Genomic DNA, 22,097 nt, shown 5'->3' on the forward strand with positions numbered 1-22,097 from the left:
ACCTGCGCAAGGGGGCGTCCATTGTGGGCGCCCTTTTTGCGTCACGCTGCCAGGGGAGCACACCATGTCCAACGTCGTTGCTGTGAATTTCAAACCCAAGGTGCAAAGCCAGCCCGAGCGCATCCGCCGCCTGGCCGACATCTTTGCCCACGGGCGCCGCTTTGGCGAAGACGTGCTCTGGCTCAAGGAAAACGCCGAGCTGCTGGGCGTGCTGGAAAGCGCGGACATCGAGCTGCCGGCGAACGCGCTCTCGGCCTATGACGTGTTCTACGACCGCGTCGCCGAGCGGATGGCGTATTTCCCGCAATACTACCGCTTTTTCCTCGCCATGACGCTGGACCTCGAGGACCTGACCGGCTGTGGCACGACGGGCGAGACGCTTGTCGCCTTTGCCGCGCAGTCCGGCCTGGCCGATGCCGAGATGAGCGATTTGCAACGCGCCGAAGCGCGGCGCCTGATGCAGCGGCGCGGCGTCGATCCCGTCCAGGATACCGGCCTCGACGACCGACTGCGCGCCTTTGCGTCGCGCGAGGCGACCTTTGCACTGCCGAACAAGAAGGCGGCCTACGAGCTGACGCACATCGTCTTTTACCTTAGCGGCTACGGCCGGTGGGACCCGAACCTGCCTCGTGCCGTGGAGCGGTCGCTGCACGCCGCCGGCACGCTTGCCGCGCTCGAGATGAACGCGGACCTGCTTTCAGAAATCTGCGTCGCCCTGCGCTTTGCCGGCTGGTCCGTGCCCGCGGCGTGGGAGACCTGGCTCGAGGGGTATGTCGCGCAGACCCGCGTTCTGCCGCGCGATCACACCGCGCAGCCCGACGGGTACCACCAGTTCCTCGTGACCTCCTGGCACGCGCACATCCGGGGCGGCGCGCTCTTTGCCAGCGAGTTGCCCGAGAGCGGCCCGGTCGACTTTGTCGTGCCGCAGCCCGACGTCCATGCACTGCGGGAGGTGAGCCAGGCGCTGATGCTCGACCCCGCGCGCAGCCCCGACTGGCCGCTGATGCAGCGCCGCCTCGCGGCCGCGATCAGCGATACGGCTTATGAGCACTTGATGTATGTCGCCGAGACGGCGCCGGATTTCGAGGCGTTCTTCGGTCACTTTGCCCGCCCGGTGCAGCTGGACACCGTGCCGATGGGGCTGACGTCGGGATTTGGTGTTTAGGAACGAAGCCAAATTTATTTTGGCTTCTTGGCGACAGAAGTTCGCGCGCCGCCCCAGGGGGGCGGGTCGGCGCGGCCTGACAGTGCCTGTCAGGCGTGTGCTTTGAATTTCCGATTTATTGCAATCGCCGCTCAGATCGAAAAGCTGGTGCCGCAGCCGCAGGAGGCTGTAGCATTCGGGTTCTCGATCACGAACCGCGCGCCAATCAGCTCGTCGGAAAAGTCGATCACCGCGCCCGCCAGAAAGGGCAGGGAAACCGCGTCGACCACGACCTTTTGCCCCTTGCCCGACAGCACCAGATCGTCCTCACCCGGCGCATCCAGCTTGATGTCGTACTGAAAGCCCGAACACCCGCCGCCCTCCACAGCCACGCGCAAAGCCTGGCCGGCATCGGCGGCGCCAATCTCGGCCAGCCGGTCAAAGGCGGCATCGGTCACGGACGGGGGCACATTCATCGGATCACCTCGATGGCGTTTGGGATCACCTCACTATATATGTAGCAGCATACGCGCAACAAGACGCGAGGCAGACCATGGCAGCCCCCTATGCGTGCGACCCGGCGGCGTCGCGCGGCAGACGCGTGCGCGAGGAAGAAAGCGCCTTTCGCTCCTGCTTCCAGCGCGACCGCGACCGGATCATCCACGCGACGGCCTTTCGGCGGCTCAAGCACAAGACGCAGGTGTTCGTCGAGCACGAGGGCGATGTCTACCGCACCCGCCTCACGCACTCGATCGAGGTGGCGCAGGTGGCGCGTACCATTGCCGGGGCGCTCGGACTGAATGGCGAGCTGACGGAGGCGGTCGCGCTTGCGCATGACCTCGGCCACACGCCCTTTGGCCATACCGGAGAGGACGCGCTCGACGCGCTCATGGCGCCCTACGGCGGGTTCGACCACAACGCCCAGACGCTGCGCATCGTGACCTCGCTCGAACGGCACTATGCCGCCTTCGACGGGTTGAACCTCACCTGGGAAACCCTTGAAGGCATTGCAAAACACAACGGTCCGGTGACCGGAGAACTGCCCTATGCGCTGGCCACCTACAGCGCCGAGCATGACCTCGAGCTGGCCACCCACGCAAGCGCCGAGGCGCAGGTGGCGGCGCTCTCGGACGACATCGCCTACACCAACCACGACCTGCACGACGGGTTGCGTGCAGGGCTCTTCACCGACGCCGATCTCGAGGCGTTGCCGCTCCTTGCACCCGCTTATGCGCGCGTCGATGCCGACTGGCCCGGCCTCGATCCGCGCCGCCGCAGGCACGAGGCGCTGCGCCATGTCTTTGGCGAGATGGTTGGGGATGTGATCGAAACCTCGCAAGCGCTCCTGTCGGACAGCGGCGCTGAGACAGCCGCTGACATCCGCAACCTTGGCCGTCCCGTCATCCGCTTTTCGGACAGCTACTGGCGCGACCTGCAAACGATAAGAGCATTTCTTTTCAGGCAGATGTACCGCGCACCTCAAGTGATGGATGAACGCGCGCGTGTCACGCAAGTGATCGATGCGCTCTTCCCGCACTACATGGCGCACCCCTCCGATCTGCCCGACCGGTGGAGCGCCGGGACCCAAGGCAGCACTGAAACCGCGCGTGCCCGGCTGGTGGCTGACTACATCGCCGGCATGACCGACCGCTTTGCCCTGCAGGAGCACCAGCGCCTCATCGGCCCGCTGCCCGCCGGGCTCAAACCCGGGCCGCACACCTGAGCGCCGATTGACGAACCTCGGGGAGAATCGTACCACCCGCTCGTCCCACCAAGGAGCCTTTGGCCCATGAACCTTTTTGCCGACATGCGCGCGCGCATCTTGGGTGATCTGACCGCGATGACCGAGGCAGGCACGCTGCCCGAAGGGCTCAGCTTTGACGCGGTGACCGTCGAGCCGCCGCGCGATCCGGCGCATGGCGACATGGCCACCAACGCCGCCATGGTGCTCGCCAAAAAGGCCAAGATGCCGCCCCGCGCCATCGCCGAGGCGCTCGCCGCCCAACTGCAATCGGTTGCAAGTATCACCGAAGCCTCCGTCGCCGGCCCGGGCTTCCTCAACTTGCGCCTTGCGCCCTCCGTCTGGCAAGCTTTGCCGCCCAAGGTCTTGGAACACGGCATAAATTTCGGCCGGTCTGCTATGGGCGCCGGGCAAAAGGTCAACGTCGAATACGTCAGCGCCAACCCCACCGGTCCGCTTCACGTCGGCCATACCCGCGGCGCAGTCTTCGGCGACGCGCTCGCCGCGCTCCTTGCCTTCGCCGGCTATGACGTCACGCGCGAATACTACATCAACGATGGCGGCGCCCAGGTCGACACGCTCGCGCGCTCCGTCTACCTGCGCTACCTCGAGGCACACGGCCAGGACGTCGCCTTCGAGGACGGCACATACCCAGGTGACTACCTCGTTCCCGTCGGCCAGGCGCTCAAGGACAAGGTTGGCGATGCCTATGTCGGTGCCGATGAATCGGTCTGGCTCGCCGATGTGCGCGTCTTTGCCACCGATGCCATGATGGACCTGATCCGCGACGACCTCGCCGCGCTTGGCGTCACGATGGACGTGTTTTTCAGTGAAAAGTCGCTCTACGGGACCGGCCGGATCGAGGCGGCCATCGACGATCTCAAAGGCAAGGACCTCATCTATTGGGGGACCTTGCCCCCGCCAAAAGGCAAAAAGCCCGAGGATTGGGAGGCGCGCGAGCAGTGGCTCTTCCGCTCGACCGCATTCGGCGATGACGAGGACCGCCCGGTGCAGAAATCGGACGGCGCTTGGGCTTATTTCGCGCCTGACATCGCCTATCACTACGACAAATGCCAACGCGGCTTCGACGCGCTCATCGACGTCTTCGGCGCCGACCATGGCGGCTATGTCAAACGGATGAAGGCCGCCGTCGCCGCGCTTTCGGACGAAAAGGTCCCTCTGGACATCAAGCTCACGCAGCTGGTCAAGCTCTGGAAAGACGGCGCCGAATTCAAGATGTCCAAGCGGGCAGGGACCTTCGTGACCCTGCGCGACGTGATCGCAGAAGTCGGCCCGGACGTGACCCGTTTCATCATGCTGACGCGCAAGAACGACGCGCCGCTCGATTTCGATTTCGACAAGGTGCTCGAGCAAAGCCGCGAGAACCCGGTGTTCTACGTGCAATACGCCCATGCGCGCGTGCATTCTGTGCTGCGCAAGGCGCGCGAGGCCGGAATTGACGTGTCGGATCAGGCGCTTGGCGCGGCGGACCTGTCGTGCCTCGATCACGAGGCGGAGCTTGCCGTATTGCGCAAGATCGCCGAGTTCCCGCGCCTGATCGAGATCGCCGCGCGCACGAACGAGCCGCACCGCGTGGCGGGCTATCTGGGGGAGCTTGCCGCTGAGTTCCACGCGCTTTGGAACCGTGGCAACGACGAGCCCAGCCTTCGTTTTGTGCAAGATGGCGACACTGCCACATCTCAGGCGAAAATCGCGCTCGCGCGGGGCGTTTCTGTTGTGATCGCGGCGGGCCTCGGTATCCTTGGGGTTGTTCCGATGGCGGATATGCGCTGAGCGCAACCGCCATTCGGGCATCAACCAAGTGATCGCGCGGGCACCGTATCCGCACGGCAGGTGAGGCAGAAATGGCGGATTTATCCATGCAGATGGCGGGCTCAGCTTCGCCCTACAACTCCTTTGGAACATTGGCAAATGTGGCGGGCGCCGTGGTGTCGTTGTCGCTTCTGGCGGGCATTGGCGTCTGGGGCTATCAGATGGTCATGCGCGATGTGAGCGGCGTGCCGGTCGTACGCGCACTCGACGGACCGATGCGCATCGCGCCGGAAAATCCCGGCGGGCAGGCGGCCTCGCACCAGGGCTTTGCCGTGAACAAGGTCGCAGGCGCCGGCGCCGCGCAACCCACGGCAGAGCGTCTCCTCCTTATCCCGGCACAACCCGGCATCACGGGTGATGACGCGCCCCTCGGTGTTGGCACCGCCGCGATCGAGCTTGCCCCAGAGCCGAAGATCGCCGTGCAAGCCCCTGAAACAGCTTCCGAAACCACCGGCACAGCGGCCATTCTCGCCCTCGCGGACGAGATCGCAAATGGCGTCGCGCCCCTCAGCGCGTCGGCCCCCGTCGAGACGCCCGAGGTGCAAACGCAGGTTGTGTCCACAAACGGCGCGACCGTTGCCACGCCAGAAGTGATCCCCGTTCCCGAGGGCGCCCTGGCTCGGTCCTTGCGCCCGCAGCTGCGCCCGGCGGACCTCTCTACCGTGCGCGTTGCGGCAGCATCCGTTTCTGCCGTTCAGGCCGCGCCGCAGCACGTGGCGGCGGCCAGCATCCCTGCCGGCACCCGCCTCGTGCAGCTCGGCGCCTTTGACAGCCCCACCGTCGCGCGCGCGGAATGGGAGCGCCTGACAGCCCGCTTCGGAGATTATTTCGAGGGAAAACAGCGCGTTGTGCAAAAGGCAACCACGGGTGGCCGCGTGTTCTATCGCCTTCGCGCAACCGGCTTTGCCGACCTCAGCGACGCACGCCGCTTTTGCTCCGCACTTTCCGCGCAGCGCGCCGACTGTATCCCGGTGGTGGCGCGATGAGCCATCTGCCGGCCATCCTCGGGTGTGCGGCAGACAAGCTGACCAGCGAGGAGGCGCGGTTCTTTGCCGACGTGCGGCCGTGGGGCTTTATCCTCTTCACGCGAAACATCAAGAGTGCAGCGCAAACCATTGCTTTGACGGAAGCTTTGCGCGATGCAGTAGGCTACGATGCACCGATCCTTATCGATCAGGAGGGTGGCCGGGTGCAACGCATCACGCCACCCCTCGCGCGCCAATGGATGCCGCCCCTCGATCAGGTGCAGGCCGCGGGCACCTCCGCGGCGCAAAGCATGTATCTGCGCGCGCGCATCATCGCGCACGAGCTTTTGTCGCTCGGGATCGATGTCAATTGCATCCCGACCCTCGACATCGCAAACGACGCCACGCACCCGTTTCTCAAGAACCGCTGCTATGGCTCTGACAAGGCGTCGGTTTCCGCCATCGGGCAAGCTGTTGCGGGCGGTCTGATGGAGGGCGGGGTCCTGCCGGTCATCAAACACATTCCCGGCCACGGACGCGCGACGGTGGACTCGCACCTCTCCGTGCCAAGGGTGAAATACGCCGCAGAAACGCTCGAGGCCAATGACTTTTCGCCGTTTCAAGCACTTTCTGACCTGCCGCTGGGTATGACCGCGCACCTGATCTACGAACAGATCGACCCGCGCCCGGCGACGATCAGCCCGGTGATGATCGACCTCATCCGCATGAAGATCGGCTTCCAAGGCCTTCTGATGACGGACGATATTTCCATGGAGGCGCTTGATGGCACGGTTGCCGAGCGCTCGGTTCAGGCGCTCGAGGCGGGCTGTGACGTGACGCTGCATTGCAACGGCGATCTGGGCGAGATGCGGTCGATTGCCGAGGCTGTACCGACCATGCGCGCCGACAGTCTCAAGCGCGGGCGGGCGGCGCTGGCGGCGCGGGCCACACCCGCTCCGGTTGACATTCCCGCCCTTGAGGCCAAGCTGGCAGAACTCTTGCCCGGCTGAAAGCGCCCCGATGGCTGACGATTTCGAAGACGCGCACCTCCCGGTGGCCGACCGCCTCGCGGCGGAGGCGCTGATCGTGGACGTGGACGGGTTCGAAGGCCCCCTGGACCTGCTGCTGACCCTGTCGCGCACGCAAAAAGTCGACCTGCGGCAGATCTCCGTTCTGTCGCTCGCGCGGCAGTACCTGGCGTTTATCGACAAGGCGAAGGAGCTGCGGATCGAGCTGGCTGCCGATTACCTCGTGATGGCGGCCTGGCTCGCCTTTCTCAAATCGCGGCTGCTCTTGCCGCCCGATCCGGCGGACGAAGGGCCGTCGGGGGAGGAGCTGGCCGCGCACCTGGCCTTCCAACTCGAACGGCTGAACGCGATGCGCGACGTGGCGGCGCGGCTGATGGGGCGGGACCAGCTGGGGCGCGATTTCTTCCAACGCGGTGTGCCGGAGCGCGTCGAGCGGGTGCGCAAGGTGACATATACGGCGACGCTGCTCGATCTGATGCAGGGTTATGCGCGCATCCGCACCAAGGACGAGTTCCGCCCGTTTGTGATGGACCGCGACCGCGTCTTTACCATGGAGCAGGCGCTCGACCGGATGCGCGGGATGATCGGGTTTGCCGGCAATTGGACGACGCTCTCGGCCTATCTGCCGGAGGGCTGGACGGGCGCGCCGGACATGATCCGCTCGGCCACGGCGGCGACCTTTGCCGCCTCGCTGCAACTGGCCAAGGAGGGGCACCTTGAGCTACGCCAATCCGAGACGTTTGCCCCTATCGAGCTGCGCCGGAAAGCCACGTGACAGACGCAAGTAACGCCCCCGAGGACCCGATCCGCGACAGCCTTTTCGAGGCGCCGCCGCAAGGCGAGCAGGAGCGCATGGTCGAGGCGATCCTCTTTGCCAGCGCCGAGCCGGTGTCGGTGGCGGACATGAACGCACGCATGCCGCATGGCTCGGACGCGTCGGTGGCGGTGCGCGCGGTGCAAAAGCGCTATGAGGGGCGCGGCGTCGCGGTGGTCAAGGTGGGCGAGGCTTGGGCGATCCGCACGGCGGCGGACCTCGGGTTTTTGATGCAGAAAGAGACGGTTGAGGTGCGCAAGCTCTCCCGCGCCGCCGTCGAGACTTTGGCGATTGTCGCTTATCACCAGCCGGTCACGCGGGCCGAGATCGAAGAGATCCGGGGCGTCTCGGTCAGCCGGGGGACGATTGATCAGCTTTTGGAGCTGGAGTGGATCCGGTTCGGCCGCAGGCGCATGACGCCGGGGCGGCCAGTGACCTTTGTGGTGACGGAAAAGTTCCTCGATCACTTTGGCCTCGAAAGCGCCCGGGATCTGCCGGGGCTGCAGGAGCTACGTTCGGCGGGGCTGCTCGAGAGCCGCCCGCCGCCTGACGAGGGCGAGGATGGCGACACTTCGACTCAAGATGGCCTCTTTGATGCAGAAGAGGACGAGAAGTCGCCAAGGTGACGTCACATTTCGGCGCTACGTCTGCGGGCGGGGAGTTGACTGAGGATGTGAGTGATGTCTGCCAATCAGATTTTGAACATGGCGCTGCGCATGGTGATGCGGCGCGGAATGAATGCGGCTGTCGGCGCCGGTGTGCGCGCGGTCAAGAACCGTCAGAACGCGGGGCCTTACGTGCCGGTGTCTGACGCCGACCTCGCCGAGCGCGACCGCATCCGCGCCGAGCGCCGCGCCCGCCGGATCGGGCGCAGCATCGGGTAGAGATGATGCGGTTTGCGTGCCGGGCCTGACCCGAGACTTGCTTTGCACACGACTGATATGTGGGGCATTCGAAACGGATGTACACGCGCCGACCCGAGGGGTGGCGCATTCGCGCCGCCCCATGGGGGCGGGTCGGCGCGGCCTGACGTAAACGTCAGGCGGGGGCTTTGATCTAGGCCAATTTGTTTATGGTCTTAGGCAGCCTCGCCTTCAGCATAACCTAGAGGCCCCGGATCAAGTCTGAGGCGCATGTTGCTAGCCGCGTTTGCGGGCGACGATGGCACAGTGGACGTAGTCCATGCCGTGGCCCGTGGGATCGGCGGCAACGCGCGCCTCGTAGGCGCCGTAGAACTGGTCGAGGAGGCGCGCCTGTTCGGTCGGGCTGCGCGATGCGATGCCCGATGCGAACGTCGGTTCGGACCAGCTGCGCAGGGTCGGCACGTAGGCTTTGGCGAAGTCCGCGGCGCTTTGCCCGCCTTTGGCAAAGGCCACGGCGTAGGGGCAGGGGGTGACGAGCGTTTTGGCGGAGACCAGCTCGAGGCCGGCCTCGACGACCGGGCCACCCTCGAACGGTGCGGTGAATTCTTCGACCGTGCGGTAGACCTGCGGGAAGTTGGTGCCGCGCACTTCGTCTTCGGTCAAATCGCCGGAGGCGCCCATCTCGCGCCAGAGGGCGTCGAACGTGTCGAACATGTTCTGCCCGCCGGTGTTGCCCAGATAGCGGCCTTCTCCGTCGATGCCGAAGTTGTAGAGCACGAGGTGACCGCCGGGTTTGAGCTCGCGCGCGCGGGCGAGGAGGAGCGCCTCCCAGTCTTTGGCGCCTTTGGCGCGGTAGGCATCGCGGATGTCTCCCGAGGCGCCGACCATGTGCACGTGATCAGGGATGTCGCAGGGCGTCTCGGCGATGTAGTGCGAGGCAGTGGCGGAGAAGCCGAGGTCGAGCGTGCCTGCCGCCACGATCTGCCGGTGAAAGGACGTGGCCGAGGCGAGCACCGACAGGCCCGGCATCCCGGCAAGCGGGCTCTCGATCTCGGTCAGACCCTGCACGATCTGGAAGAGCTGGGAGAAGTCGTTGCGCGGCAGGTCTGTGTAGACCAGCTGCACATCGCGCTCCGGCAGGCGGGCCTTGAGATCGGCGATGACCTCCCCCCACATCGGCAGCGACGTGCCTCCGTCCGCCGCGCCCATGTCGGTCAGCGTGATCGGGCCGCCGTCGGCGATGAGGCCGGACAACGCCGCCTCCACATCCGTTTTCGCCTTGAGGATCACGTCACGCGCGCCGGTCGTGGCGCGGGAGTAGTAGCCGGCGCCTTTCATGGCCATGAAGGTTTCGGTCGACATCGCAGCCTCCTCGTCAGCTCGGTTGAAAGTGTTTCGACAGTTTCAGTCCCTGACCCTGATAGTTGGACGCGATCTCGCGTCCGTAAAGCACGTCAGGCTCCGCCAGCATCCGCTCGTAAATCAATCGCCCGACGATTTGCCCGTGTTCGAGCACAAAGGGCGCCTCGTGGCAGCGGACCTCGAGCACGCCGCGCGCGCCTGCGCCGCCAGCGGCTGCATGGCCAAATCCGGGATCAAAAAAGCCCGCGTAGTGCACGCGGAACTCGCCGACCATGGCAAGGTACGGCGCCATTTCGGCGGCGGTGTCCGGTGGGATGGTGACGGCCTCGCGGCTGACGAGGATGTAGAACGCGCCGGGGTCGAGGATGATGCGAGCGTTTTCGGACCGCACGTCCTCCCAGAATTCAGCGATGGGGTAGTGGCCGAGCCGGTCGAGGTCGATGACCCCGGTGTGCGGCTTGGCCCGGTAGCCGACCAGCGTGCCGTCCTTTGGCCTCAGGTCCACGGAAAAGCCGAGACCATCCGCGATCACCGGCGCGCCGCCCGTCACCAGAGGGCTCTCCGCGTGCATCTCCGTCAGGTCCGCGTCGCTCAGCACCGCATCACCCTGCCGCAGGCGCATCTGGTTGAGCCGCATCCCGGGCCGGACCTTGACCGAGAACGAGCGCGGGCAAATCTCGGCGTAAAGCGGACCGGTGTAGCCCGCGGGGATGCGGTCGAACTCCGCCCCGCCGTCGATCACCAGCCGCGTGAGGAGATCCAGCCTCCCGGTGGAGCTCTTGGCGTTGGCGACGGCCGAAATGCCCTCGGGCAGAGCCAGCCGCTCCATGAGCGGAACGAGGTAGACGCAGCCTTTTTCGAGCACCGCGCCCTCCGCGCCAAGCTCGATCCGGTGCATCTCGAACTCCGGCAGGCGATCCGCCACGGTGTTGGACTGCCCGGTCAGGAACGAGGCGCGCACCCGGTAGGCCACGGTCCCGAGCCGCAGATCGAGGCTCGCGGGCTGCACCTGTTCGGGCGTGATCTCCGGCGCGCCGGCAAGCGCGCCCGCCGCGATCATCTCGCGCAGCGCCTGGCTGGGCAGAACACCCGCGCGTGTCTCCGGGGCAGGGGTCATCGGCACTGTCCTAAATCCATCCTGCCGCAACTTTGCCCGCGTGCGCGCGCAACTTCAATGCCGGTGCCGCGGTGGAGGGCCAAGCGCCAGACTGCCCGCGCCGAGCCGCCAATAAAGAGACCTTTCGTAACGCCTCCGCATTCCTTGTTATCCCCGCCCGCCACGCCATGGGTCCCAATACGGGGCAGGCCGCGCGCCACGTCGCGGCACATGTTGTGCGCCCCGCCTACGGGCCGGGACGCAAGACCCCAGGGAGGATCCTCAATGATGAAACGGACATTCTGCGCCACTTCCGTGCTGGCGCTGACGCTTGGCACCGCGGCCTTTGCCGACGGACATGCCGAACCGCTCAAGATCGGGTTTCTGGCGACGCTCGAAGGCACCTATACGGCGCTGGGTGAAGACGGCCAGCGCGGCTTCGAAGTGGCGCTCGCCGAGATCGAGAACATGGCAGGTGGCCGCTCGATCGAGGTGATCACCGCCTCGACCGATGCCAGCCCCGACAGCGCCGTGCGCGCCGCCCGCAAGGTGGTCGAGCAGGACGGCGTCGACATCCTGATCGGGCCGCTCTCCGGCTCCGAAGGCATCGCGCTGCGCGACTATTCCAAGACCCAGCCGGGCGTGACCTTCATCAACGGCATTTCGGGCGCGCAGGAGACGACCTTTGTCGAGCCGTCCGAGAACTTCTTCCGGTTCAACATGGACGGCGCGCAGTGGTCTGCGGGCCTTGGCGAGTATGTGTTCAACGAGAAGGGCTACGAGACCGTTGCCACGATCGGCGAAGACTATTCGTTCATCTACACGCAGGTGCTCGGCTTCGCGCTGGAGTATTGCCAGGCCGGCGGCGAGATCACGGACCGCTTCTGGGTGCCGCTCGGCACCAAGGACTTTGGCTCGATCATCGCGGCGCTGCCGGATGACGTGGACGCGATCTACCTCGGCCTTGGCGGCGGCGACGCTGTGAACTTCCTCAACCAGTACCAGCAGGCGGGCGGCGACGCGAACCTGATTGGCGGCACGATCATGGTCGACGGCACGGTCCTTAACTCGAAAGGGTCTGCCAAGGAGGCGCTGATCGGCGTGCCCTCGTCTGGCCCGCAGGCGGACGATTTCGACAACGAGAACTGGAAGCGGTTTGTTGCCGCCTACCAGGAGCAGTTTGCCCCTGAAGACCGCTTCCCTTCGCCGGCGCTGATGGCGACCGGGTATTACAACGCGACCATCGCGATGGCGCGCTGCATGGACGAGGTCGAGGGCGATCTGTCGGACGGCCATGCCGCTTTCCGCAGCTGCCTGTCGGATCTCGTGATGGAAGACGCGCCGAACGGGCCGATCCGGCTTGACGAGAACCGCCAGGCGATCGGCACGAACTTCCTCACCGAAGTGGTCGAAAACGAGGACGGCACGCTCTCGAACAAGCTGATCAAGGTCGTCGAGAACGTGAACCAGACCATGGGCGTCGATGCCGAGGCGTTCGCCGCGCTGGGGCTGCCCTCGCGTGACACGCCCGAGTGCAAGACGTCCTACTGACGCCGCGCTGACGTTCGCCCGGGAGCCTGAGTTCCCGGGCGCGAGCTTCAAAGGCCGCCTAGCGGTGGCCTTTGATCTTGCCGGGCAAGACGTCCCATCCTGTTTTGCCCGGCGCATCGCTGCAGGCCAGACCCGGCCACTCCCGAACGGCTGCCCTTTATGACGCTCATCTCCATCCAGTCTCGCATCCACTTTGCGGCGCATGTGCTTGAAGAGGCGCTGCGGGCAGAGCTCGAGCAGGCCGGATCGGCGCATGTGTTGGTGCTGAGCGAGGCCGCGCCGTCGGGCAGCGAGCTTTCCGCGCGCGTGGCGGCGGGCCTGCCGAACCGGGGTGCGATCACGCGGGTGGAGATTTTTGCGCAGGACACGAAGTATGACGTGAGTGCGCGGGTGCTGGCGGACGGCGCGGCCTGCAAGGCGCAGGCCATCGTCGCCTACGGCTCCGCCCGCGCCATCGCCTTTGCGCGCAAGTGCCGACAGGAGATCGCCAAGCAGCGCTACGGGGCCGTTCCGGCACAGGACCGCAAGACCTTGCGGGAGCGCAGCTTCTTGCCCGACTTTTACGTCATCCCGGGCCTGGATGGTCTGCCGGATCCCTGCACCACAACCGCGTCGGGACGCACCGACGTCAAGATCGCGCCGCCCAGCGTCATCATCTGCGATCCGACGATTCTCGACGGCGCCTCCGAAGAGGGTGCGGCGAGCAGCTATGCCAACACGCTGGGGCGCTGCCTAGAGGCGCTGGTGAGCGAGGATTTCAACCCGATTGCAGACGGGTATGCGGTCGAAGGGCTTCAGCGGCTTGTGCTTGCGCGGCCGCGGCCGGACACGACACGGGCCGGGCAGAACCTGATGGCGGCCTCGCTCCTGAGCGCGCTGGCGCAGCAGAAGGGGCCGGGCGCCTTGCAGCTTTTCACCGCCGCCCTTGCCGGCCAGACGGGGCGGGCGATCGACGCGGGCGCGGTGCGGCGTATCCTGGCGCCGCGGCTCTTTGGCGATCCGGCGATGCGCGACTTTGCCCACGAAAAGGTCGTGCGCGCCATTCTCGGCTTGCCGCAGGCCGATGCCTTTGCGGGCGCGCTGGACAAGCACCTCGACCCGCTCCCGCTGGCGCGCCAGTTCGCGGATATGGGGTTGGCCCGGGACGATGTGCAGGCCGCCGCCGACGTGCTGCGCGGCACGGCGCGCTGTCCGGTGCCGCCGCCCGAACGGCTCGAGGCGATCCTCGAGGCCAGCTATTGAGGCGCGCGCTATGAGACTTCGGCCATGAAACCGCTTTTGATCGGGGGCCAGTGGATCGAGACTGCGCAGGCGGTGCCGAATGTGAACCCGTCGGACACAAAAGACATCATCGATCACTACGCGCAAGGCGGCCGGGCGGAGGCGCAAGCCGCCGTGCGTGCCGCCGCTGATGCGGCACCGGGCTGGGCGCATAGCACGCCGCAGGAGCGGCACGATCTTTTGGCGCGGGTTGCCGCTGACCTGATGGCCCGAGCGGAGGAGATCGGCACGCTCCTCAGCCGCGAGGAGGGCAAGATCCGCGCCGAGGGCATCGCCGAGGCAACGCGCGCGGCACGGATTTTCGACTTTTTTGCAGGCGAAGCGCTCCGGGCAGGCGGAGAGCTGCTCCCCTCGGTCAGGCCGGACATCGAGGTGGCGATCACGCACGAGCCGGTGGGTCCGGTCGCGCTCATCACGCCTTGGAATTTTCCCATTGCGATCCCGGCCTGGAAGACGGCGCCGGCGCTGGCCTTCGGCAACCCGGTGATCCTCAAACCCGCCGAGCTGGTGCCCGGCTGCGCCTGGGTGCTGGCGGAGGTCCTTCAAAATGCCGGCTGCCCGCCGGGTGTCTTTAACCTTGTGATGGGCGAGGGGAGCGTCGTGGGCGCGGCCCTGCTCGCGGCGCCCGAGGTCAAGGCGGTCAGCTTTACCGGCTCGGTTCCCACGGGCCAGCGCATTGCTGCGGCCTCGGTCCCGATGAACCGCAAGGTACAACTCGAGATGGGCGGCAAGAACCCCCTCGTCGTGCTGGATGACGCCGATCTTGAGCGCGCGACGGACGTGGCGCTTGATGGCGCGTTTTTCTCGACCGGGCAGCGGTGCACGGCGTCCTCGCGGATCATCGTCACCGAGGGGATCCATGGCCGGTTTGTGGAGTTGCTCGCTGAAAAAGTGCGCGGTCTCAAGGTTGGTCCGGCGCTCGATCCGGCGAGCCAGATCGGCCCGGTGGTGGATCGGACGCAGCTGGATCAGGACCTGCGCTACATCGACATTGCCCGGCGCGAGGGTGGCAACCTGCGTGCGGGCGGCAATATGGTGCGCTGCGCGACGCCCGGGTACTTCCTCGCGCCGACGCTCATTTCGGACACGGACCCGGCCATGACAATCAACCGCGAGGAAGTGTTCGGCCCGGTCGCGAGCGTGATCCGGGTGCGGGACTACGAAGAAGCCTTGCACGTTGCGAACGACACGCCCTTTGGCCTCTCGGCGGGCATCTGCACCACGTCGCTGAAACACGCGCAGCACTTTCGCCGGCACGCGCAGGCGGGGATGGTGTTCGTGAACCTGCCCACCGCCGGGGTCGACTATCACGTGCCGTTTGGCGGCACCAAGGGATCGAGTTTCGGGCCAAGAGAGCAGGGCGCCCACGCCCGCGCCTTCTACACTCAGGTCAAGACCTCTTACGTATTCGGCGGCTAGACCCCGTCATTTGACGGGGCGGCATACCAAAAAGTCTCATTGTGCGCCCGGGCACTTGCCACGACTCGAATCGCCTGCCTCAATCGCGGGCAGGCTGGGGAGCTCGACCACGCCATCTTCTGGGGAGGAGATATATGAGCCAAGCACTTGCCGTGAGCCACGGCGAGTTCGGGCGCGCTGCCCTTTACGAACTCGACCGCCCGATCACGACACATGCGCACCGCGAAGGGCATTTGATCTTTTACGTCTCCGGCGCGCGCATCGGGATGAAGATCGGGCGCAGCAAGGTGGTCTGTGACAAGACAACCGCCGCTGCGATCAGCCCGTGGGAGCCGCACGCCTTTGACCTTGCCGACGACGGCGCGGTGTTCACGCTGACGCTCTACATCAAGCCGATGTGGTTCCTCGAACACTCCGGCTCCGCCGATTTCGCGCTGAATTTCGGGCGGCGGCAGGTCACGGTGTCGCCGATGATGGACGCGCTGGTGCGGCGGCTGACGACGATGATGCTGGCCGATGCCGGCGACGTGCAGGTCGAGACGCTGCTGCTCGATCTCGTCTCGCGCGCCTACGAGGCCAGCTGGGACGGGCGGCGCCGTCCGAACGCCCTCGACTGCGCGCGGCGGTTCTCCGATTTCCGCGTGCGCCGCTCGCAACAGCTGATGAAGAGCTACCTCGGCAACCAGCACGGCCTCGATGCGCTGGCCTCCGAAGTGGGCCTGAGCCGGCCGCATTTCTTCAAGCTTTTCAAGATGCAGACTGGCGTGACGCCGAACGTCTACTTCAACACGCTGCGCTCCGAGCAGGCGATCGAGGACCTGACAGGCACCGACAAATCGGTGACCGACATCGCCTATGATCTTGGGTTTGCCAGCCAGGCGTCTTTCACGCGGTTCTTCTCCCTCAACGTCGGGATTTCGCCCACCGATTACCGGCGCGTGGCGACGGTGACCTGAGCCGCGCGCGGCGCCTCTTTTACCGACGGGCGGGCACCGGACAAGACTTTTGGATACGGGTCTGACCGCCGCCCTTGGCTAGCCTCTCCGTCAGCATCTGGGAGGAGAGCTTTGGCCAGATTACGAGGCCCTGACATCTGCCACTGCGGCGCGTGCCTGCGAGGCCGCGCATGAGAGCGTTCGGCCGCGCGCATCCCATCTGGACGGCGATCCTTGGCGTGCTGGCGCTGGCGCTGCTCTACCTGATATTCGCGGTCTGGCCCGAATGGCTGATCGACGCGATTGGGCGCAAGAAAGTGTTCCTCAACGCGCTCTTCAACGGGATCACGCTGGGCGGTCTCTATTTCCTCGTGGCCTCCGGGTTTACGCTGATCTTTGGCCTGATGCGCAACGTCAACCTGGCGCATGGCTCGCTCTACCTCATGGGCGGGTACATCGGGTATTTCGTGGCCGATTGGACGGGGCTGTGGCTGCTTGCCTTCCCGGTGGCGTTTGTCGTCGTTGCGATTGTCGGCGTTTTGATGCAGATCTTCGTCTTCCGCCGGATGGAGGGCGAGGACCTGCGTCAAACGCTTGTCACCATTGGGATTTCCATCGTCCTCGCCGACCTGATGCTCTGGTCGTTCGGGGGTGATTTCTACAACATCACCCCGCCCGAGTGGCTGTCCGGGCCTTTGGAGACCGGTCTTGTGACCTCCGAGCGTGTGCGCCGGTCGGGTGAGGTCGTGACCTCCTATCTCAAGTACCCGATGGTGCGGATCGTGATCTTTGCCGCGTCGGTGGTGATCGGGATTGCCATGTGGCTGCTCCTCAACAAGACGCGCGTCGGCATGCTGATCCGCGCCGGCGTCGATGACCGCGACATGCTGAGCGCGACCGGAGCACGCATCCAGCTGGTGTTCGTCGGCGTCTTTGCCTTTGGCGCGGGGCTTGCCGGCCTCGCGGGCGTCGTGGGCGGCACGTTCCAGTCCGTCGCGCCGGGTGAAGACACCCGGTTCCTGCTTGCCTCGCTCGTCGTCGTGATCGTCGGCGGCATGGGCTCGATCCCGGGCGCCGCTTTGGGCGCGCTCCTCATCGGCCTCGCCGAGCAATTCGGCTCCGTCTATTTCCCGACCTACGCCGTCGTGCTGACGTTCCTGATCATGGTCGTCGTCCTCGCCTTCCGCCCGCAGGGCCTTTTGGGGAGGTCCTGACGTGGCTGTCACCGACATGACCCCGGCGCAAAAGCGCGACGCCAACAAGGTCTGGATCGAGCGCATCCCGGCCCCTTACTGGGTGGTCGGCTTTGTGCTGCTCGTGGTGCCCAGCTTTGCCTCGGATTTCTTCATGTTCCAGATCATGGGCTGGACGTTCATCCTCGGCATGATCGCCTCGTCGCTCATGTTCCTCGCCGGATACGGCGGCATGGTGAGCCTCGCGCAGATGACCTTTGCCGGGGTCGCTGGCTACATGGTCGCGATCTTTGGTGAAAGCGCCATCGACACGATCTCGATGGGCTGGCCCTGGTGGCTGACGATCCCGCTGGCGCTCGTGATCACCGTGCTTTTTGCGACCATCATCGGCTGGCTCGCGGTGCGCACCGAGGGCATCTACACGATCATGATCACGCTGGCGATCGCGGCGGCGTTCTTCTACTTTACCCGGCAGAACTACGACATCTTCAACGGCTTTTCAGGCTTTAACGGAGTCCTGCCGCCCCAGCTTTTTGGCGTCGATTGGCGGGGTCCCGAGGCGTTCTACTACATGACGCTCTTCTGGGCGGCGGCGACGTATTTCTCCGTCCTCTACCTCAAGCGCGCGCCCTTCGGGCTGGCCCTGCAAGGGGTGCGCGACAACCCCCGCCGTATGTCGGCGCTTGGGTTTAACGTCACCGCGCATCGTGTTGCGGCCTATGCCTTTTCCGCGATCCCGGCAGGCATCGGCGGCATCCTCTTGACCTGGCAATCGGCGCAGATCAGCCCCGGCACCGTCGGCATCCAGCCCGCCATCGACATCCTCGTGATCGCCGTCGTCGGCGGGCTCTTGCACCCCATCGGACCCTTTATCGGGGCGTTCATCTACGTCATCCTCAAGACCTTCGCCATCGACGTGCTGCTGACGCTCGGCCTCTCGGGCGAACGCTTCCAGCTGCTGATCGGGCTTGGGTTCCTCGTCATCGTCTTCTTCTCCCCCGACGGCCTTCTTGGCCTCTGGGAAAAGCTCAAAGCCTCCCGCAACCGCGACCCTCTGACGGGGGAAGCCAAGTCCGGTGAGGGTGGCTCATGAACGCCCGCATCACCACCGGCACCGAGAACGCGCTCGAGCTCAAAGGCATGTCCAAATCCTTCGGCGCGCTTGCGGCCCTCGCAGACATCGAACTGACCGTCCGCCCCGGCGAACGCCGCGCGGTGCTCGGCTCGAATGGTGCGGGCAAGACGACGCTCTTCAACTGCATCACCGGGGATTTCCCGCCCACCACCGGCTCCATCCGCTTCTTCGGCGAAGACGTCACCGCCTTTCCCCCACAAGAGCGGATCCGCCGAGGGCTCCGCCGGACCTACCAAATCTCGCTTCTCTTCACCGGCCTTTCGGTGATCGACAACGTCTATCTGGCCTGCCTCGGAGTGTCGCGCGGCCGCTTTTCCTTCGTGCGTCCCCGCAAGAACGATGCGCTTGTCTCCTCCGCCGAAGAGCTGACGCAAACGGTCAACCTCTGGGATGCGCGCGACACGATCGTCAGCGATCTCAGCTACGGGCAGCAGCGCCAGCTCGAGATCGCCATGGCCCTCTCCGGCGCGCCGCGCTTTATCCTCTTTGACGAGCCCGCCGCCGGTCTCAGCCCCACCGAACGGCGCGAGCTGGTGGACATCCTCACCGGCCTGCCGAGCCACATGGGCTACATCATCATCGAGCACGACATGGACGTCGCCCTGCGCGTCAGCGACTACGTCACGATGATGCACAACGGGCGCATCTTCAAGGAGGGCAAGCCCGCCGAAATCGAGGAAGACCCTGAAGTTCAAGCGCTTTATCTCGGGGGGGACGACCATTGACCGCCCTCGAAGTCCGCGATCTCAACGTCTACTACGGCCAGTCCCACGCCTTGCAAGGCGTCGATCTGACCCTCGGAAAAGGCGTGCTGTCGGTCGTCGGGCGCAACGGGATGGGCAAGACGACGCTCTGCAAGGCGATCATGGGATTGGTCCCCGTCGCCTCCGGCTCGATCTCGCTGAACGGACAGAATCTCTCGGGCGTTGGCCCTGCCGAGACCGCCCGCATGGGCGTCGGATACGTCCCTCAGGGTCGCCGCCTCTGGCGCTCGCTCACCGTCGACGAGCACCTCAAGCTGGTCGCGACCCGCGGCGGTGCCTGGACGGTCGAACGTGTCTACTCCGTCTTCCCCCGCCTTGCCGAACGCAAGTCCAACGGCGGCGGTCAGCTCTCGGGTGGTGAACAGCAGATGCTCGCCATCGGGCGCGCGCTCCTGCTCAACCCCAAGTTGCTCGTGATGGACGAGCCGACCGAAGGGCTCGCGCCGGTCATCGTCAACCAGGTTGCCGAGATGCTCGTGCGGCTGGGACAGGAGGGCGACATCGACGTCCTCGTGATCGAGCAGAATATCGGCGTCGCCTGCGAGGTCGCCTCGGATGTCGCGATCATGGTGAACGGGCGCATCAACCGCGTCATGGAAAGCTCCATTCTCGCCAGCGACCGCGACCTGCAGCAGGCGCTGCTCGGAGTGGGGCGGCACGCCCATGACGAGACTGACGACGGCCCGCGCCAGACCGAAGAGACTGCCCCCGACACCCGCGCGATCACCAAGATTTACCTGTCGAACCCGGAGGTCCCGACGCGCTGGACCCCGCCCGTGCCCGTCCGCGTGCTTGAGGGCTCTGCCCGCACGGTCACCGATCTTCCTAAGGCCGAAGTGGTCCCGCTCGCCCCCGCCCAGACGCGCGCGCCCAGAGGCACCGGCACCGTCTATGTCTGCGGCACGTTCGATACCAAAGGCCCCGAGCTGCGTTTCATGGCCGACGCGGTCAAGGCGCAGCGCTTGCCCGTCAAACTTGTGGACCTCTCCACAAGCGGCGGCCCGTCAAACGCCGACATTCCGCCCCATGTCATCGCAGCCCACCACCCGCGCGGCGCGTCCGCCGTCTTCACCGGCGACCGGGGCAGTGCGGTTGCCGGCATGACCCGCGCCTTCGAGGCATGGGTGCGCGGCCAGCACGACATCGCTGGCCTTCTCAGCGCAGGCGGGTCGGGCGGCACGGCGCTCGTCTCTCCCGCCTTTCGCGTGCCGCCCGTCGGCGTGCCCAAGCTTATCGTCTCTACCGTCGCCTCCGGCAACACCGAGCAATACGTCGGCCCCTCGGACATCACGATGATGTATTCGGTGTCGGATGTGCAGGGCATCAACTCGATCACGAGAGAGGTTTTGTCCAACGGTGCCAATGCCTTGGCGGGCATGGTTCATGCAAGACGCACACACGCGCCCAGCGAGGACAAACCCGCCATCGGCCTGACGATGTTTGGCGTGACCACCCCTTGCGTCCAGCAAGTCACCGCGCAACTCGGCGATGACTACGATTGCCTCGTCTTTCACGCCACCGGCGTTGGCGGACGCTCCATGGAAAAACTGCTTGATAGCGGTATGTTATCGGCCGTTCTTGATCTCACGACGACCGAAGTCTGTGACATGGTGGCCGGCGGTGTCTTTGCCGCTCAGGGCACCCGGTTCGATGCCTCGATCCGCGCAGGTCTGCCCTTCATCGGGTCCTGCGGTGCGCTCGATATGGTGAACTTCAACGCGCCGGACACAGTGCCTGAGAAATACCGGCACCGGCTTTTTTACGAGCACAACCCGCAGATCACTTTGATGCGCACAACGCCTGAAGAAAACGTCGCAATGGCCCGTTTTATCGGGGAAAAACTCAATCAGATGACTGGCCCGGTGCGCTTTTTCCTGCCCGAGGGTGGCGTGTCGATGCTCGACGCGCCAGGCCAGCCGTTCTGGGACCCAGCCGCGAACAAAGCGCTTTTCGACACGCTCGAGGCGACCGTCAATCACACCGCGAACCGCCAACTAGTGCGCGTGCCAAACAACATCAACGATGCGGATTTTGCCGACCTTGTGGTCAAGACCTTCCGGTCTTTCCACGCCCGTCCTGCCCGCGCGAAAGGAGCCTGACCCATGTATGACCGCGCGGAATTGATGAGCAAATACAGGGCGATGCGCGACAAAGGTGAACCGATCATCGGCGGCGGTGCAGGCACTGGGCTCAGCGCGAAATGCGAGGAGGCCGGCGGTATCGACCTCATCGTCATCTACAACTCTGGGCGCTACCGCATGGCCGGCCGCGGCTCGCTTGCCGGTCTCATGCCCTACGGCGACGCGAACGGCGTGGTGATGGAGATGGCCGGCGAAGTCCTCCCCGTCGTCAAACACACCCCCGTCCTCGCGGGCGTCTGCGCGACCGACCCCTTCCGCCTGATGGACAAGTTCCTCGACGAGGTAAAGGCAGCGGGCTTCTCGGGCGTCCAGAACTTCCCGACCGTCGGGCTGATCGACGGCTCCTTCCGTGCCAACCTCGAAGAGACCGGCATGGGCTTTGCCCACGAGGTCGAGATGATCCGCATGGCCTCGGAAAAGGGCCTGCTTACAACGCCTTACGTCTTTTCCGAGGACGACGCCCGCGCCATGGCCGAGGCGGGCGCCGACATCATCGTCGTGCATCTGGGCCTGACCACCGGCGGCGCAATCGGTGCCGAAACCGGTGTCACGCTCGAAGAGGCGCCCGCGCTCACCGACGCCTGGGCCAAGGCTGCGCTCGTCGTCAATCCAGACGCGATCGTGCTGGTACACGGCGGCCCGGTCGCGATGCCCGAAGACGCTGATTTTGTTCTGAAAAACACCCAGCACTGCCACGGCTTCTACGGCGCCTCTTCGATGGAGCGCCTGCCCACCGAGATCGCCCTGCGCGAGCAAACCGCCGCCTTCAAAAAGATCGGGAGGCGCTGATGGCACGCCCGTTAACCTTCAATGCAGCCACAGGAGACACCCA

20 protein-coding genes are annotated in these 22,097 nt (G+C 65.5%); 17 read left to right on the plus strand and 3 right to left on the minus strand.

The annotated features are described in order from the left end of the window. Positions 1–64 precede the first annotated feature (64 nt). Positions 65–1,165, plus strand: coding sequence for a DUF6902 family protein (locus tag ACU0B3_RS02260; RefSeq protein WP_446259181.1), 1,101 nt, complete (start codon positions 65–67; stop codon positions 1,163–1,165). A gap of 131 nt (positions 1,166–1,296) precedes the next feature. Here ACU0B3_RS02260 and ACU0B3_RS02265 read toward each other — a convergent pair whose 3' ends face one another. Then, complete coding sequence (locus ACU0B3_RS02265; protein WP_446259182.1) at positions 1,297–1,620, minus strand: HesB/IscA family protein; 324 nt, start codon at positions 1,618–1,620, stop codon at positions 1,297–1,299. A 77-nt stretch (positions 1,621–1,697) separates the two neighbouring features. On the opposite strand from ACU0B3_RS02265, the gene ACU0B3_RS02270 reads away from it, so the two are divergent. The 7 genes from ACU0B3_RS02270 (at position 1,698) to ACU0B3_RS02300 (ending at position 8,409) form a co-directional block, all read left to right on the plus strand. Then, entirely contained in the window at positions 1,698–2,867 is a 1,170-nt protein-coding gene (locus ACU0B3_RS02270; protein ID WP_446259183.1) for a deoxyguanosinetriphosphate triphosphohydrolase, read from the plus strand. A gap of 66 nt (positions 2,868–2,933) precedes the next feature. After that, positions 2,934–4,679, plus strand: coding sequence for an arginine--tRNA ligase (gene argS / locus ACU0B3_RS02275; RefSeq protein ID WP_446259184.1), 1,746 nt, complete (start codon positions 2,934–2,936; stop codon positions 4,677–4,679). Positions 4,680–4,750: 71 nt separating this feature from the next. Then, positions 4,751–5,704, plus strand: coding sequence for an SPOR domain-containing protein (locus ACU0B3_RS02280; RefSeq protein WP_446259185.1), 954 nt, complete (start codon positions 4,751–4,753; stop codon positions 5,702–5,704). Next, entirely contained in the window at positions 5,701–6,693 is a 993-nt protein-coding gene (locus tag ACU0B3_RS02285; RefSeq protein ID WP_446259186.1) for a glycoside hydrolase family 3 N-terminal domain-containing protein, read from the plus strand. The genes ACU0B3_RS02280 and ACU0B3_RS02285 overlap by 4 nt, the downstream gene beginning before the upstream one ends. 10 nt (positions 6,694–6,703) lie before the next feature. Further along, positions 6,704–7,486 (plus strand): segregation and condensation protein A, encoded by a 783-nt coding sequence (locus ACU0B3_RS02290; protein WP_446259187.1) that lies wholly within the window; start codon positions 6,704–6,706, stop codon positions 7,484–7,486. Then, on the plus strand, positions 7,483–8,151 hold the full coding sequence (gene scpB / locus ACU0B3_RS02295) for an SMC-Scp complex subunit ScpB (protein WP_446259188.1): 669 nt from the start codon (positions 7,483–7,485) through the stop codon (positions 8,149–8,151). Before ACU0B3_RS02290 ends, scpB begins: the two co-directional genes overlap by 4 nt. A gap of 54 nt (positions 8,152–8,205) precedes the next feature. Beyond that, positions 8,206–8,409 (plus strand): hypothetical protein, encoded by a 204-nt coding sequence (locus tag ACU0B3_RS02300; RefSeq protein WP_446259189.1) that lies wholly within the window; start codon positions 8,206–8,208, stop codon positions 8,407–8,409. Positions 8,410–8,664: 255 nt separating this feature from the next. Here the strand turns inward: ACU0B3_RS02300 and ACU0B3_RS02305 are convergent, their stop codons facing one another. Together ACU0B3_RS02305 and ACU0B3_RS02310 are read right to left on the minus strand one after the other, a co-directional pair. Continuing rightward, entirely contained in the window at positions 8,665–9,750 is a 1,086-nt protein-coding gene (locus tag ACU0B3_RS02305) for a hypothetical protein (RefSeq protein WP_446259190.1), read from the minus strand. Between the two features lie 13 nt (positions 9,751–9,763). Next, positions 9,764–10,867 (minus strand): 2'-deoxycytidine 5'-triphosphate deaminase, encoded by a 1,104-nt coding sequence (locus tag ACU0B3_RS02310; RefSeq protein WP_446259191.1) that lies wholly within the window; start codon positions 10,865–10,867, stop codon positions 9,764–9,766. A 267-nt stretch (positions 10,868–11,134) separates the two neighbouring features. On the opposite strand from ACU0B3_RS02310, the gene ACU0B3_RS02315 reads away from it, so the two are divergent. The 9 genes from ACU0B3_RS02315 (at position 11,135) to ACU0B3_RS02355 (ending at position 22,054) form a co-directional block, all read left to right on the plus strand. Beyond that, entirely contained in the window at positions 11,135–12,397 is a 1,263-nt protein-coding gene (locus ACU0B3_RS02315) for an ABC transporter substrate-binding protein (protein WP_446259192.1), read from the plus strand. Positions 12,398–12,556: 159 nt separating this feature from the next. Continuing rightward, positions 12,557–13,639 (plus strand): hypothetical protein, encoded by a 1,083-nt coding sequence (locus ACU0B3_RS02320; protein ID WP_446259193.1) that lies wholly within the window; start codon positions 12,557–12,559, stop codon positions 13,637–13,639. Between the two features lie 24 nt (positions 13,640–13,663). Beyond that, positions 13,664–15,097, plus strand: a complete 1,434-nt coding sequence (locus ACU0B3_RS02325; RefSeq protein ID WP_446259194.1) for an aldehyde dehydrogenase family protein — start codon at positions 13,664–13,666, stop codon at positions 15,095–15,097. 134 nt (positions 15,098–15,231) lie between these two features. Next, positions 15,232–16,053, plus strand: a complete 822-nt coding sequence (locus ACU0B3_RS02330) for a helix-turn-helix domain-containing protein (RefSeq protein WP_446259195.1) — start codon at positions 15,232–15,234, stop codon at positions 16,051–16,053. Between the two features lie 170 nt (positions 16,054–16,223). Continuing rightward, positions 16,224–17,246 (plus strand): branched-chain amino acid ABC transporter permease, encoded by a 1,023-nt coding sequence (locus ACU0B3_RS02335; RefSeq protein ID WP_446259196.1) that lies wholly within the window; start codon positions 16,224–16,226, stop codon positions 17,244–17,246. A gap of 1 nt (position 17,247) precedes the next feature. Beyond that, on the plus strand, positions 17,248–18,318 hold the full coding sequence (locus tag ACU0B3_RS02340; RefSeq protein ID WP_446259197.1) for a branched-chain amino acid ABC transporter permease: 1,071 nt from the start codon (positions 17,248–17,250) through the stop codon (positions 18,316–18,318). Continuing rightward, positions 18,315–19,085 carry an ABC transporter ATP-binding protein gene (locus tag ACU0B3_RS02345; RefSeq protein WP_446259198.1) on the plus strand — a complete coding sequence of 257 codons (771 nt, stop codon included), beginning with the start codon at positions 18,315–18,317 and terminating at the stop codon, positions 19,083–19,085. Before ACU0B3_RS02340 ends, ACU0B3_RS02345 begins: the two co-directional genes overlap by 4 nt. Then, on the plus strand, positions 19,082–21,223 hold the full coding sequence (locus ACU0B3_RS02350) for a Tm-1-like ATP-binding domain-containing protein (RefSeq protein WP_446259199.1): 2,142 nt from the start codon (positions 19,082–19,084) through the stop codon (positions 21,221–21,223). Before ACU0B3_RS02345 ends, ACU0B3_RS02350 begins: the two co-directional genes overlap by 4 nt. A gap of 24 nt (positions 21,224–21,247) precedes the next feature. Beyond that, positions 21,248–22,054, plus strand: coding sequence for a phosphoenolpyruvate hydrolase family protein (locus ACU0B3_RS02355; RefSeq protein ID WP_446259200.1), 807 nt, complete (start codon positions 21,248–21,250; stop codon positions 22,052–22,054). The last annotated feature ends 43 nt before the right edge of the window (positions 22,055–22,097 follow it).

Source organism: Pseudaestuariivita sp., assembly GCF_052825805.1.